Below are 14,115 nucleotides of genomic sequence, written 5' to 3'. Positions count from 1 at the left end.
TATTTAGCCGCGGTGTTTCGCTTTGATTTGTAATTGAATTTAGTCTCTGTAAAATAATTTGCTTTGCCTAGTTTCAGCGATTTTTGCAGTAATATAACGGGCATCGTCTACTTCGTTTAAATTAATAAAAAGCATTATGTCAGATAAAAAAAGCACTGCTGGTGAAAAATTACTTTACTGCTCATTTTGCGGTAAGAGTCAACATGAAGTGAAAAAGCTGATCGCTGGGCCATCTGTCTTCATTTGTGATGAATGCATTGATTTGTGTAACGATATTATTCGTGATGAGATCAATGCGCTGGAGCCGATTAGTGCCGCAAAAAGTGATTTGCCTACGCCAGTAGAGATTACTGAGTTATTAGATCAATATGTCATTGGTCAAGAAAAAGCGAAGCGTATTTTGGCGGTCGCAGTCTACAATCACTATAAGCGACTCAAACACTTGGGTAAGAAGGATGATGTCGAGCTGGCCAAGAGTAATATCTTGTTGGTTGGTCCTACTGGTTCGGGTAAAACTTTGTTGGCGCAAACCTTAGCGCGCATGTTGAACGTACCGTTTGTGATCGCCGATGCGACGACTTTGACTGAGGCTGGTTATGTTGGTGAAGACGTAGAAAACATCATTCAAAAGTTGCTGCAAAATTGTAATTACGAAGTTGAGCGCGCCCAAAAAGGCATTGTTTATATCGACGAAATCGATAAGATCTCACGTAAGGCAGAAAACCCTTCGATTACCCGCGACGTGTCGGGCGAGGGGGTGCAGCAGGCTTTGTTGAAATTGATTGAGGGTACGATGGCGTCCGTGCCTCCACAAGGTGGTCGTAAACATCCTAATCAAGATTTCATTCAAATCGATACCACCAACATTATGTTTATTTGCGGCGGTGCATTTGATGGATTGGCGAAAATTATTTCTGATCGCTCTGAGAAGAGCGGTATTGGTTTCGCCGCGAGTGTGAAAAGCGAAAGTCAAAAAAGCGCTAGCCAGGTTATTCTCGATGCAGAGCCACAGGATTTGATTAAATTCGGCATTATCCCTGAGTTGGTTGGTCGTTTGCCCGTGATTGCGACTTTGATGGAATTAGATGAAGCGGCTTTGATTCAGATTTTAGTCGAACCAAAGAATGCTTTAATTAAACAATATGCCAAATTGTTAGAGATGGAAGGCTGTGAGCTAGAGATCAGACCTTCCGCTTTACAAGCCATCGCGAAAAAAGCAATTGCTCGTAAAACAGGTGCCCGCGGTTTGCGCTCCATTCTTGAGCATGCGTTGCTAGACATTATGTTCGAGCTGCCGAGTGAGAAAAATGTCGCGAAGGTGGTTATTGATGAAAACACCATTACTAATGGTGCGAAACCATTGTTGATTTATAACGAGCAAGCTAAAGTTGCAGGTGCGTAAGATTAATCTTCCTAGGACTAAAGTTGTAATTCAGTGGTTTTATTAAAATTCCCACTGTCTTTTTGCGAATCACTGTTTTTTTGTCGGTGATTCGTAAAAATAAACGGTACAATTTATCCAAACAATAGAGATTTTTAGCTTCAATCGAAAAGCTACCCGGAGACTTCTCTGTGTGGCTTTTTTTATTGTTTTTTTTCGGATGACGGGCTTGAGTTTTAGCCTAGTGCGCCAATCTAGTTACTGTAATTTTTTTAAAGGTGCGCCATGACAACTTCCACAATTACTGAACGTACAGAGTTACCCTTATTGCCATTGCGCGATGTCGTGGTATTCCCTCACATGGTGATCCCATTGTTTGTTGGTCGTCCAAAATCGATCAAGGCTCTGGAAGCCGCGATGGAGCAGGGCAAGAGTATTATGTTGGCGGCACAAAAAGCTGCCGCAAAAGACGAGCCGTCAGCTGAAGATATTTATGAAATTGGTTGTATTGCGAACATTTTGCAAATGCTGAAATTGCCAGATGGCACGGTCAAAGTATTGGTCGAAGGTACGCAACGCGCTCGTATTCATAGTATTGCAGATTCTGAGTCTCATTTTATTGCTGATTTGACACCAGTTGCCTTAGATGAGGGAGATGATTCCGAAGTCGAAGCAATGCGTCGCGCTATCGTGCAGCAATTTGATCAATATGTAAAACTCAATAAAAAAATCCCGCCAGAAATTTTGGCTTCCTTGTCTGGAATAGATGATGCAGGTCGTTTGGCAGATACCATTGCGGCTCATCTGCCTTTGAAGCTGGAACAGAAGCAAGTGATTCTGGAAATTTTCAGTGTAGCTAAGCGTCTTGAACATTTGCTTGGTCAACTTGAAGGTGAATTGGATATTCTCCAAGTTGAAAAGCGTATCCGTGGTCGAGTGAAGCGTCAGATGGAAAAATCTCAACGCGAATACTATTTGAATGAGCAGGTAAAAGCGATTCAAAAAGAACTCGGTGAAGGCGAAGAGGGCGCCGATATTGATGAGCTAGAGAAAAAAATCACTGCAGCTAAGATGCCGAAAGAAGCACGCGACAAAGCGATGAATGAGTTGAAGAAACTCAAGATGATGTCGCCCATGTCGGCAGAGGCGACGGTTGTGCGGAACTATATTGATACCATTGTGAATTTGCCTTGGAAGAAAAAATCCAAGGTGAATAATGATTTAAGCAATGCAGAAAAAGTGTTGAGCGATGATCACTATGGTTTGGATAAAGTCAAAGAGCGTATTTTGGAATATCTCGCGGTTCAGCAACGTGTTGATAAATTAAAGGCACCGATTTTGTGCTTAGTTGGCCCTCCTGGTGTGGGTAAGACGTCGCTTGGTCAATCTATAGCACGCGCAACAAATCGTAAGTTTGTTCGTATGGCCTTGGGTGGTGTTCGTGATGAAGCAGAGATCCGTGGTCATCGTCGTACGTACATTGGCTCTATGCCAGGAAAAATTTTGCAAAGCTTATCAAAAGTTGGCGTCCGTAATCCTTTATTTTTGTTGGACGAAGTGGATAAGATGGGCGCGGATTTTCGCGGTGATCCTTCCTCTGCTTTGTTGGAGGTTTTAGATCCAGAACAAAATCACACGTTCTCCGACCACTACATCGAGGTCGATTTTGATCTGTCCGATGTGATGTTTGTGGCTACCTCTAACTCCTATAATATTCCAGCTCCTTTGTTGGATAGGATGGAAGTGATTCGTTTGTCGGGTTATACCGAAGACGAGAAAGCGAGTATCGCGCAACGTTATTTGTTACCAAAACAAATTAAAAATAACGGTTTGAAAGAAGAAGAGATTTCAGTTTCTGAATCCGCAATTCGCGACATTATTCGTTACTACACTAGGGAAGCGGGTGTTCGATCTCTTGAACGTGAAATCTCTAAGATTTGCCGTAAAGTGGTGAAGATGTTGTTGCTCAAGAAGAGCGAGAAAAAAGCCACGATTACTTCGAAAAATCTGGACAAATTCTTGGGTGTTCGTCGTTATGATTTTGGTGTTGCAACCAAAGAAAATCAGGTAGGTCAAGTCGTTGGTTTGGCTTGGACTGAAGTTGGTGGTGATTTGTTGACGATAGAGGCAGTTTCTATGCCAGGTAAAGGTGGGACAATACGTACCGGCACGCTGGGTGATGTTATGAAAGAGTCGATCGAAGCTGCTCGCACCGTAGTTCGTAGTCGTGCTGCGCGCTTAGGTATTAAAGCAGATTTGTTTGAAAAAACGGATGTGCATATTCATGTACCCGAAGGTGCAACACCAAAAGATGGCCCATCTGCTGGTATCGCGATGACAACGGCGATGGTGTCTATTTTTACGGGCATTCCAGTGCGTGCTGATGTGGCGATGACAGGTGAAATAACACTGCGCGGTGAGGTGTTACCTATCGGTGGTTTGAAAGAGAAGCTACTGGCGGCGCATCGCGGTGGGATTAAAACGGTTTTGATTCCAGAGGAAAATGCAAAAGACCTCACGGAAATTCCTGATAATGTCAAAAACAAACTGGAGATTATTCCGGTTCGTTGGATTGATAAAGTCTTAGAGATCGCTTTAGAACGTCAACCTGTGCCATTAACAGAGGAGGAAATGGCGGTGCCTGCGGTGGCTAAAGCAGATGCGGCGGCAGATACCTCTACAATTACGCACTAGACTAAATTGGTATTGCTATCGCTTCAAAATTGAATGCGTAAATAAGAAAAATGCCCGATGAGATCGGGCATTTTTCTTGAAAGGTTTCTTTGTGAAATACGATACTTTGAGGGGGGGAATTTAATCGCTCTGGCTGCGAGAAGGCTCCATAAGTTTAGATATGACGTGTACCTGAGGTTTGCTGGCATCAATCATATTATTGTTGAAGTTTCGTATTACTGCCAGCAAATCACCAGCTTCGCATTAGTCCTACCGCTAAGCCTTCCAGCGCAAAATCGGGTTCATTCTCGCTTACGATGATGGGTGAAAAATCAGGATTTTCTGGGAGTAATTCAATTCCACTAGATGTTTTCATGTAACGTTTTACGGTGACTTCCTCGCCAATACGTGCGACGACAATTTGTCCATTTCTAGCAGTATCCGCTTTTTTTACTGCTAGTAAGTCACCATCCATGATGCCAATGTCACGCATTGAAAGGCCTCGCACTCTCAGTAGAAAATCAGGTTTTGCAGAGAATAAAGAAGGATCTACTTGATAAGTAGCTTCGACGTGTTGAGTCGCTAAAATTGGAGAGCCAGCTGCGACTCGGCCTACTAGAGGTAGACTGAGTTGCATTAGAGCGGGATGCGGGAGTGCTAATTGTGCTCCCATCATAGAATTAGATAACTCAGATTCTCGCAAGCGTATTCCGCGAGAAGTGCCGGCTGCTATTTCAATCACGCCTTTGCGCGCTAGCGCCTGCAAATGCTCTTCTGCCGCATTGGTTGATTTAAAGCCGAGTTCGTTGGCAATTTCGGCACGAGTCGGAGGGAAGCCTGTATTTTGAATAGCATCTTTAATCAGGTTGAGAATTTGTTCTTGGCGCGCGGTAAGCTTTAGCATGATAGTCTTGGCTGAATCTGGGTGGTGACTTAGTTTGGCTGTATATATAAACAGACTGTATTTTTATACAGTAAATGACTGAATGCAAGTTATTTTGTGTTTGTTTTGCATTTAATTTGTTAATTTGCAGCAAAACAGATCTCTAGATAGATGTGTTGATTCATGAAGTTGAGGGTGAAAATGACCTTCAACTCAATGGTTAAGGCTACTTTCTTGATTATGAAGCAAAAATGCGTTATCATCGTGGGCTGTCCTCTTCCTGCACTCGTCTTGACGCCGAGGCAGGCTTTATTTTTGTCCACAAGGAGAAATTATGCGTCATTATGAAATCGTATTTATCGTACATCCCGATCAAAGCGAGCAAGTGCCTGCAATGATCGAACGTTACAAAGCTACTGTAACAACACGTGGTGGCCAAGTGCACCGCGTTGAAGATTGGGGCCGTCGTCAATTGGCTTACATGATTCAAAAATTGGCTAAAGCTCACTATGTTTGCATGAACATTGAGTGCGATGCTGAAACTTTGCTCGAATTGGAAACAGCATTCAAATTTAATGATGCGGTTTTGCGTCACTTGACAGTGAAAATGAAAAAAGCAGAAACAGCTCCTTCTCCAATGATGAAGTCTGTGCAGAAAGAAGATTCTGCTAAGGCACAACGCGTTGAAGCGCCAGCAGCTTAATAATTTTGACAAGAGCGTGTAAGAACTGTAAATATGTTTAAGAGCTTGTGAATCAACTTAAAGTCGTTGCCGCCGTAGTAGAAAAATCGGTGTTGCGTTATACCCCAGCGGGAATCCCTATCGCAACAGCTACTTTGGTACATGACTCTAAGCAAGAGCAAGCAGGCGGCCAGCGCCAAGTTGAGTTTGAAATCCCAGCTATTGCAGCAGGTGAAATTTCAAAACGATTCTTGGAGATAGAGTTAGGTGCAGCGATATTATTTACAGGATTCTTAGCACGTAAGAACCGCAACAGCAAAAGTATCGTTTTCCATGTGACTGAATTTGAAGTTGCGGAAAACGAAACAAATTTACTAGATTAGGAGCCAAAAATGGCATTCGGTAAAAAATTTGATAAAAGCAAATTGAAACAAAAGCGTCAGCAACAAAATCCTTTGTTCAAGCGTAAAAAATTCTGCCGCTTCTCAGCAGGTCATGTAGCTGCAGTTGACTACAAAGACATCGATACATTGAAAGATTTCATCCAAGAAAACGGCAAAATTATGCCTGCACGTTTGACTGGTACTAAAGCTTTGTATCAACGTCAAGTTGACACAGCAGTGAAGCGCGCACGCTATTTAGCGTTGTTGCCATACACTGATTTGCACACAGCGTAATTCATCGAATAACGCAGACAGAAATTAGGAGAAAAATATGCAAGTTATTTTGATGGATAAAGTTGTTAATTTGGGCAACTTGGGCGACGTAGTTCGTGTTAAAGACGGTTACGCTCGTAACTTTTTGATCCCACAACGTATCGCTCGTCGTGCAACTGCAGCAGCGATCGCTGAGTTCGAAGCGAAACGTGCTGAGTTGGAAAAAGCAGCTGCAGCTAAATTGGCTGAAGCGCAAGCGCAAGGCGAAAAATTGAACGGTTTGACAGTTCAAATTTCTCAAAAAGCAGGTGTTGATGGTCGTTTGTTTGGTTCCGTAACCAACTTCGACATCGCTGAAGCGTTGACAAAACAAGGTTTTGCAGTTGAAAAAGCGCAGGTGCGTTTGCCAACTGGTCCTTTGAAAACAACGGGTGATCACTCTGTATCAGTGGCATTGCATACTGATGTAGTAGTTGATGTCATCGTTGCTGTATTGGGCGAGCAAGCATAAGCTGTCGTTTTTTGATAGCAAAGAAAAGCCGGGAATTCCCGGCTTTTTTTATGGGGTCAGCCATAGTTCGCAGGAGTTAAGTTGAATTTGTGGTTCCAATTAAAGAACCGAATCAAAAATTATAAAAATGATTTGTGCATCTGGTATTTGCATGAAACTTTCGTGGTTTTTGCTTAATCATTTCAGATGTTACTCCTATTTTTGAGTAAGAATAAAAAGGTATAATGCGCACCATGAAACCGCCTTCAGATCCTCAGTTAGACTCAATCCGCGTACCGCCACATTCCATCGAAGCTGAACAGTCAGTTTTGGGTGGTTTGCTGCTCGATAACGCCGCTTGGGATAGGATCGCCGACTTTATCAGTGAGGATGATTTCTATCGCTTTGATCATCGCCTTATTTTTCAATGCATCGTTAAACTGGTTAACTCCTCACGTCCTGCTGACGTGATTACCGTTTTTGACGCTTTAAATGCGTCAGGAAAAGCGGAAGATGCTGGCGGGCTGACTTATCTAAATGCGCTAGCGCAAAATACACCTTCAGCCGCAAACATCCGTCGTTATGCTGAAATTGTTCGGGATCGAGGTGTGTTGCGTAAGTTGATTACGGTTGCCGATGAAATTTCTGGTCAGGCGTTTAATCCGCAAGGCAAAGAAGTGAAACAAATGTTGGATGAAGCTGAAGCCAAGATTTTTGCTATTGCGGAAGAGGGGGCTCGTGGGGCGCAAGGTTTTCATGCCATCCAACCTTTGTTAACGCAAGTTGTCGAGCGTATTGATGAGCTGTATAACCGCGATCACACTAGCGATATTACCGGTGTGCCAACTGGCTTTGTCGATCTGGATCGTATGACCTCTGGCTTGCAGCCAGGTGATTTGATTATTGTCGCGGGACGTCCTTCTATGGGTAAAACCGCGTTTTCCATTAATATTGGCGAGAATGTCGCGATTGATAGTGGACTTCCTGTTGCTGTGTTTTCTATGGAAATGGGTGGTGCACAGTTAGCCATGCGTATGCTGGGCTCGGTGGGTAAGTTGGACCAACATCGCTTACGTACTGGTCGTTTGATTGATGAAGACTGGCCACGTTTAACGCATGCAATCCAAAAAATGAATGAGGCGCAGTTTTATATCGATGAAACGCCCGCCTTGAGTTCCATAGAATTACGCGCACGCTCTCGTCGTTTATCGCGTCAGTGTGGCAAATTGGGTCTAATTATTATCGACTATTTGCAATTAATGTCAGGTAATACTGGTGGCGAGAATCGCGCTACTGAAATTTCCGAGATTTCTCGTAGTTTGAAGGGCTTAGCGAAAGAGTTAGGCTGTCCTGTGATTGCTTTATCGCAGTTAAATCGCTCCCTTGAGCAACGTCCCAATAAGCGTCCGGTAATGTCAGATTTACGTGAATCTGGTGCAATTGAGCAGGATGCTGACGTCATTTTATTTATTTACCGTGATCAAGTGTACAACCCGGATTCGCCTGACAAGGGTACTGCTGAAATTATTATTGGTAAACAGCGTAACGGTCCCATTGGTAGTGTGCGTTTGACATTTTTGGGTGAATATACCAAGTTTGATAATTACACTGGTTCTTTAGCGATATACGGTGATAGTGAATAGTTTTTTGTAGCGTGTTTGTTTTCGTTTTTTGTTTTACCACTAAGTCAGATGATCCCTGCAATTGCTGTGAGATAGCGGGGACTTAAATTAAAAAATTTCTATTCTAGGGAAATAAAAATGTTTGGACGATTAATGCCCACTGAGGGTAAATTTTTTGAGCTTTTTAATCAGCACGCTGAGTTGTGTGTGAAAGGCTCCAAGGAAATGGTCGCATTGATGACTAATTTTGATGACCTTGAAATTCGTGTGCATGCGATTGAAGGCATTGAGAAGCAAGCTGATGCGGTGACTTACACAGCCATCGAATTGTTGCACAAAACTTTTATCACACCGATAGACCGTGATGATATCCATAAATTGATCACTAAAATGGATGACATCCTTGATTTGTTGGAGGATGCAGCACAGACGATTTCTTTGTACGATATTCGTGAAATTACCCCTGAAGCAAAACGCTTAGCTGAGCTGTGCTTAGCATGTGCTTTAAAAGTAAAAGAAGCAGTTGCGCTGTTGCATAATATGGACAATTCTCGTCAGATTCTCACTATCTGCGAAGAGATTGACCGTCTGGAGTCCGATGCTGATCACGTGATGCGTGCTGCTATGTCGAAGTTATTCCGCGACGAACCTGATGTACGTAATCTGATTAAATTGAAGGCGATTTACGAAATTCTTGAAACCGTGACTGATCGTTGCGAGGACGTGGCAAATATCATTGAAGGCATTATTGTTGAAAACGCTTAATTAAGGTTTTCAATCTTCAATTAATTGTTTTTTCGTAATAGAGAAAACTCACGAGAGAATTTACTCCTATGTCTAATTTGCACATGAGTCTATATGTCATCATTTTATTGGTGGCATTAGCGTTAATGTTTGATTTTATGAACGGCTTTCATGATGCTGCGAATGCTATTGCAACCGTAGTATCAACCGGCGTATTAAAGCCTAGTCAAGCGGTAGCAATGGCTGCGCTATTTAATGTATTAGCTTTTTTTGTGTTTAACTTGTCGGTCGCTAAAACTATTGGGAAGGGCACGATAGACCCCACCATCATTGATCACTATGTGATTTTTGGTGCTTTGGTGGGAGCTATTTTTTGGAATTTAGTGACTTGGTATTTTGGCATTCCATCCTCATCATCACACGCATTAATCGGCGGTTTAATTGGCGCTGCAGTTGCAAAAGAAGGTACTGGTGCATTGATTGCTGCGGGGCTTTATAAAATTATTTTATTCATTGTTTTGTCCCCAATGCTGGGTTTTGTTTTGGGTTCTTTGATGATGTTGATTGTTTCATGGCTTTTCGTGAAATCGACACCTTTGAAAGTGGATAAATGGTTTAGGCGTTTGCAGTTGGTGTCTGCCTCGGTATTTAGTTTAGGACATGGTGGTAACGATGCACAAAAAACTATGGGTATTATTTGGATGTTGTTGATTGCAGCTGGTTACTCACAGCCTAATGATACGGCGCCTCCAACTTGGGTAGTCTATTCCTGTTACGCAGCAATCGGAGCCGGGACTTTATTCGGTGGCTGGCGTATCGTCAAAACCATGGGACAGAAGATCACTAAACTAAAGCCTGTTGGCGGATTTTGCGCTGAAACAGGCGGTGCAGCTACCTTGATTATGGCAACGGTATTCGGCATTCCAGTATCGACTACGCACACCATTACTGGTGCTATTGTTGGTGTTGGTTCTTCGCAAAAAATGTCTGCCGTACGCTGGGGTGTTGCTGGGAATATTGTTTGGGCATGGATTTTGACCATTCCAGCATCTGCATTTGTTGCTGCGATTGCTTGGTGGATTGGTACTAAAATACTCTGATAGCAATATGCCCTTTTGAGGGAAAAGCCAAAATATTGTTCTGGTTAGATCAATGATAAACCCCGTTTTTTAAGAACGGGGTTTTTTTATTGTGCAATGAGATTATGCGTGCGTGAATATTTAGCAGTAAGTGAATCCTTTAGCTAATTTTCCGCATAGGCCGCAAGAGCATTAAATAATCGGTACAGTCGCATCAAGTATCTTAAATATAGCAAAGTCGGTGAAGTTTCTTCGCATCGATAAATTGCGCCCAATAATTTCTCTGCGTTGCATGTATAACGCTTTGCCTTTATTGCTTAATCGAGATGCGTGTAGTTGTAGTGCGGCTATTTCGATTTTTTTTCTTAGCGGACATGGTGCTTTTGGAGGGTAATTAATACATTGTTTTGCATCGGATTTATATTCGTGAAAGCCATGCCGGTTTATGGCCGAATAGATGAGCATTCAGCCATTTAGACCGCGATGCACTGTCGGCGAAATAGCCCGCATCGGGCCCTATAGCGCGCATTTCAAAAACAAAGCGGGGGGGGGCAGTTAATAAGATCTCGCTCAAGGTCGCCATTATGGACATTCATTCATGTCACGTGGGTATCAGTGATGTGCGAAGGTACGATATCAACGGTGCGATGATTGAGACAGTGTTTTAGTTGGTTTGCTATCACGAACCATACAAGTCATATTAGGATAGTGTGAACTGACTTTTATTTTTATCGTTGGTGGATCTTCGTCGCAGTCTTAACGAAAAAGTGATTTTTTCATATGCCAAGCGGTCGGCGTTGGTCGCGATATGGCATTCTCCGAGATATTAAAATTCTCGTACTTATTGAGGCCTTTTCTTGTGGTGCAATAGTTAAGCCAAACGATTGTTCTCGCTTTTTTCGTGCAAGAGGGGTATATGAGTTTATTTTAAAAACTAATTGTATCTATAGCCAAATTTACTTTGAATTTCCCCTAAACATGACCAAGTCACTTTGCTTATGTTCTCTTCCGAATCTAACTCGTTCTGTTGAATTTGTACTTTTGCGAATTCTGATTTAATTAAGGGGCGCCACACTTCATCAATCTCATTTTCTAACATATGCCGAGCTGAATTCTTTTCGGCATATATTGGTTTTCCCGCAAATCGACGTTCCATTAAATCCTTTATTATTTTTTCTATTGTCGCAAGGCTGTCTTTGTATAGTTGTACATGCAGCATTTCGTGTTCGAGTATCGTATTGTATGAACAACTTCCCTCCTTAAATTCGCTGCCAACGAAAACTTTAATCGGGAGATAGATGAGTTGAATTTTTATTTTTGCAGCAAAGCATTCTCCTTCTTTTGTTTTATCCTCCCAAATTGGTCCATTGATATCAATTACTGTTCGCGACTCTAACGAGGTGAGTCCAACGACGAAATCACCCGCCAATGAGCTTAGGCTTTTTGTATTTAGATTTTTACTCGTGTATTGACTGCTTACTTGGACGCCTTGTTCGCCCGTATTAATAGAAATCTCAGTTTTTTCACTTGTCGATTCACAGCGATTTAGAGTACTTTTGTTATTGTCAGCTAATGCAAGTGAAGCTGGAAAGCAAAGAAAAAATGAACAGTAGAACAAAATCCTGGAAATCATAGCGCGGCGCTCCAAATTGGCGTAGAAACGTTTGTAAGTAGCAGCTCTACATTTGTTTGAATAGATGTACGAAACTTCTGCTGACTTCTAGTTTCTCCGTCAAACCTTTAATTTGTACTAGATGGCGGCCACGCATATCACGTACGACACCAGAGATGGCCTTAGAGTTAACCAAGGTAGATCGATGAATTTGCCAGAATAATTGCGGGTCTAATTCTTCTGCTAAATCGCGTACTGGTTTGCGGATTAAGGCTTCATAGCTTGCAGTTTGTACCCGTGTGTATTTTTCATCTGACTGAAAAAACAAAATATCTTCTACCGGAATCAAACGTAGTTCTTGTCCGATAGACGCTTGTATCCATTGCAGATAATTGGCTTTGGGCGCTATGCCTAGTTGCTTAGCTAATTGCGCGAGCATGTTGCTCATGTCATTAGGTTCGGTCGCTGTCGTTAGGCGAGCTTTAAGACGCTCAACTGTCTTGCTCAGACGCTCTGTGTCGGCAGGTTTTAAGACATAATCAACAGCGCCTTGGTCAAACGCTTCAACGGCGTATTGGTCATAGGCAGTGATGAATACTATATGTGCTTTGGTTCCAATTTCTTTGGCCGCTTCAAGCCCAGTTTTTGCGGGCATGCGAATATCTAGAAAAGCCAAATCTGGTTTGTGTAACTCGACCATTTGGATCGCCTCTTCACCATTTTTGGCTTCACCTAAAATCTCTAATTCTGGCCAGACTTGTTCAAGTCGTGAACGAAGTTGGTCACGCATCAGTCTTTCATCGTCGGCGATAATTGCGGTTGGCATTATTGTTTTCTCGTCTTATAAAATAAATGGATAGTGAGGCACTTAAATTGCGTAATGGAAAATTAATCGCTTACTTGGCAAGCTCGTAAGGAATCTCAATAGTAACGCAGACACCACTTGGTTGGTTAGGTGAAATTATAATTTGAGCTTTATCTTTATAAATTAATTTTAAGCGTTCGCGAATATTTTGCAAACCAAGTCCAGTGCCATTGCTGGGAACTGCGCCAAACCCCAAACCATCATCGCGTACCGTTACCGATAAACGATTTTGAAGTACTTCAGCGCGAAATTGTAAAGTGCCGCCTTCCGCTTTTACCTCTAATCCATGTTTGATTGCATTCTCAACTAAAGACTGCAACATCATAGGAGGGAAGGATGCGTTGCGTAGACTATCGGGCATAATAAAATCGATCGTTAAGCGTTCTTCCATACGCATTTTTAATAATTCTAAATAGGCTTTAACCATATCGGCTTCACGGCCAAGATTGGTTTTGGCGGCGTTCTCGCGCATTTGAGGTAAAACTGCTCGCAAATAGGCGATTAGGCTGCGTTGCATTTTGGCTGCGCGAGGTGGATCAGTTTCTATTAAATATTCGACCGATGCTAAAGTGTTAAATAGAAAATGAGGTTCTACTTGTGCCTGCATCATTTGCATTTGAGCTTCGCTCACTTGACGTAATAATGCTTCGCGCTCTGCGCTCGCGTTGGCTGCTTTTGTTTTTTCTTCTGCTCGTACTTTGCCGCCGAGCAGTGCTTTCATCCCAAATAAACCGAAAACTAATAGCAATACAAAGTTTTGAAACCAACGAGACGATTTTGTTTTTTCTTCGTCACTAGCTTCGGCTGCTGCATCGGCTTTAGCTCTATTCATTTCGTCGCGAATTTCTCGCGCTAATTCTTTCGGTAGTTTGATGTGAACGTCATCTTTGCCAAAGGTGATCCCCGGTAATTCACTTTCTTTATTATTGGTAGGCAAGCTGGCAACAGCTGACTCAATTTTGTCATTTAATTTCTCTTGGCTTTCATCGACGGTTTTCCAACCGCTACCATCAATATCGACGCGTTTGTTGCTCGACATTTTCTCTGGTGTTTTGATACGAATTCCCGTATTGTCAATTTCAAATTTGGGCTCGTCTATAGGCTTATTCGTGCTTGATGCAGCAGATTTCTTGGGGCTAACTTTGACTTTTTTGACTTGCTTAGTTTCTTCTGTTGAGAAAAAAGTATTTTGAATAATGTCAGCGGATGCCAATAATAAGATCGCGAAAAGGAAGAACTTCCACCACGATAATTTGCTCACCCACGTAGCAGTTTTGTCAAAGGCCTTGCTTAATTCAATGAGAGTGTTCGTTAAGACGATTTTGCTGGTCTCAATGGTTTGAGGATCTATCGTAAATTTGCTCATAAAAATTCTTTTGTCTTGTTGTGCTCCTGTTGCCTCTTGCCTTATCTATTTCTTCATAATTT

General features: G+C 42.4%; 13 protein-coding genes. 9 read left to right on the top strand and 4 right to left on the bottom strand.

The features are described from left to right. Positions 1-136 precede the first annotated feature (136 nt). Both clpX and lon read left to right on the top strand, forming a co-directional pair. Positions 137-1,402 carry an ATP-dependent Clp protease ATP-binding subunit ClpX gene (gene clpX, locus ACFFJH_RS13495; protein WP_390213369.1) on the top strand — a complete coding sequence of 422 codons (1,266 nt, stop codon included), beginning with the start codon at positions 137-139 and terminating at the stop codon, positions 1,400-1,402. 264 nt (positions 1,403-1,666) lie between these two features. Beyond that, on the top strand, positions 1,667-4,075 hold the full coding sequence (lon, locus tag ACFFJH_RS13490) for an endopeptidase La (RefSeq protein ID WP_390213368.1): 2,409 nt from the start codon (positions 1,667-1,669) through the stop codon (positions 4,073-4,075). A gap of 229 nt (positions 4,076-4,304) precedes the next feature. Here lon and lexA read toward each other — a convergent pair whose 3' ends face one another. Continuing rightward, positions 4,305-4,958 (bottom strand): transcriptional repressor LexA, encoded by a 654-nt coding sequence (gene lexA / locus ACFFJH_RS13485; RefSeq protein WP_390213367.1) that lies wholly within the window; start codon positions 4,956-4,958, stop codon positions 4,305-4,307. A 313-nt stretch (positions 4,959-5,271) separates the two neighbouring features. Here lexA and rpsF point away from each other — a divergent pair, with 313 nt between their 5' ends. From rpsF to ACFFJH_RS13450, 7 genes are all read left to right on the top strand, one after another. After that, positions 5,272-5,640: a 30S ribosomal protein S6 gene (gene rpsF, locus ACFFJH_RS13480; protein ID WP_186917837.1), complete on the top strand. Its 369-nt coding sequence runs from the start codon at positions 5,272-5,274 to the stop codon at positions 5,638-5,640. A gap of 47 nt (positions 5,641-5,687) precedes the next feature. Beyond that, the gene (gene priB / locus ACFFJH_RS13475; protein WP_390213366.1) at positions 5,688-6,002 is read left to right on the top strand and encodes a primosomal replication protein N; all 315 of its coding nucleotides are present in this window, start codon (positions 5,688-5,690) and stop codon (positions 6,000-6,002) included. A gap of 9 nt (positions 6,003-6,011) precedes the next feature. Continuing rightward, on the top strand, positions 6,012-6,296 hold the full coding sequence (rpsR, locus tag ACFFJH_RS13470) for a 30S ribosomal protein S18 (RefSeq protein ID WP_186889822.1): 285 nt from the start codon (positions 6,012-6,014) through the stop codon (positions 6,294-6,296). Positions 6,297-6,333: 37 nt separating this feature from the next. Next, a complete protein-coding gene (rplI, locus tag ACFFJH_RS13465; protein WP_390213365.1) occupies positions 6,334-6,786 on the top strand; it encodes a 50S ribosomal protein L9 in 453 nt (150 codons plus the stop codon). Positions 6,787-7,019: 233 nt separating this feature from the next. Beyond that, positions 7,020-8,408, top strand: a complete 1,389-nt coding sequence (locus ACFFJH_RS13460) for a replicative DNA helicase (protein ID WP_390213364.1) — start codon at positions 7,020-7,022, stop codon at positions 8,406-8,408. 117 nt (positions 8,409-8,525) lie between these two features. Beyond that, on the top strand, positions 8,526-9,152 hold the full coding sequence (locus tag ACFFJH_RS13455) for a DUF47 domain-containing protein (protein WP_390213363.1): 627 nt from the start codon (positions 8,526-8,528) through the stop codon (positions 9,150-9,152). A 68-nt stretch (positions 9,153-9,220) separates the two neighbouring features. Further along, a complete protein-coding gene (locus ACFFJH_RS13450; RefSeq protein ID WP_390213361.1) occupies positions 9,221-10,231 on the top strand; it encodes an inorganic phosphate transporter in 1,011 nt (336 codons plus the stop codon). A gap of 913 nt (positions 10,232-11,144) precedes the next feature. Here ACFFJH_RS13450 and ACFFJH_RS13445 read toward each other — a convergent pair. From ACFFJH_RS13445 to ACFFJH_RS13435, 3 genes are all read right to left on the bottom strand, one after another. After that, on the bottom strand, positions 11,145-11,843 hold the full coding sequence (locus tag ACFFJH_RS13445) for a hypothetical protein (RefSeq protein WP_390213360.1): 699 nt from the start codon (positions 11,841-11,843) through the stop codon (positions 11,145-11,147). Between the two features lie 46 nt (positions 11,844-11,889). After that, positions 11,890-12,648, bottom strand: coding sequence for a LytR/AlgR family response regulator transcription factor (locus tag ACFFJH_RS13440; protein ID WP_390213358.1), 759 nt, complete (start codon positions 12,646-12,648; stop codon positions 11,890-11,892). Positions 12,649-12,718: 70 nt separating this feature from the next. After that, on the bottom strand, positions 12,719-14,053 hold the full coding sequence (locus ACFFJH_RS13435; RefSeq protein ID WP_390213357.1) for a sensor histidine kinase: 1,335 nt from the start codon (positions 14,051-14,053) through the stop codon (positions 12,719-12,721). Between the last annotated feature and the right edge of the window lie 62 nt (positions 14,054-14,115).

The sequence above is a fragment of the Affinundibacterium danionis genome, assembly GCF_042432465.1.
Lineage (GTDB): Bacteria > Pseudomonadota > Gammaproteobacteria > Burkholderiales > Burkholderiaceae_D > Undibacterium > Undibacterium danionis.
This window is presented reverse-complemented; position numbering and strand designations above follow the sequence as displayed.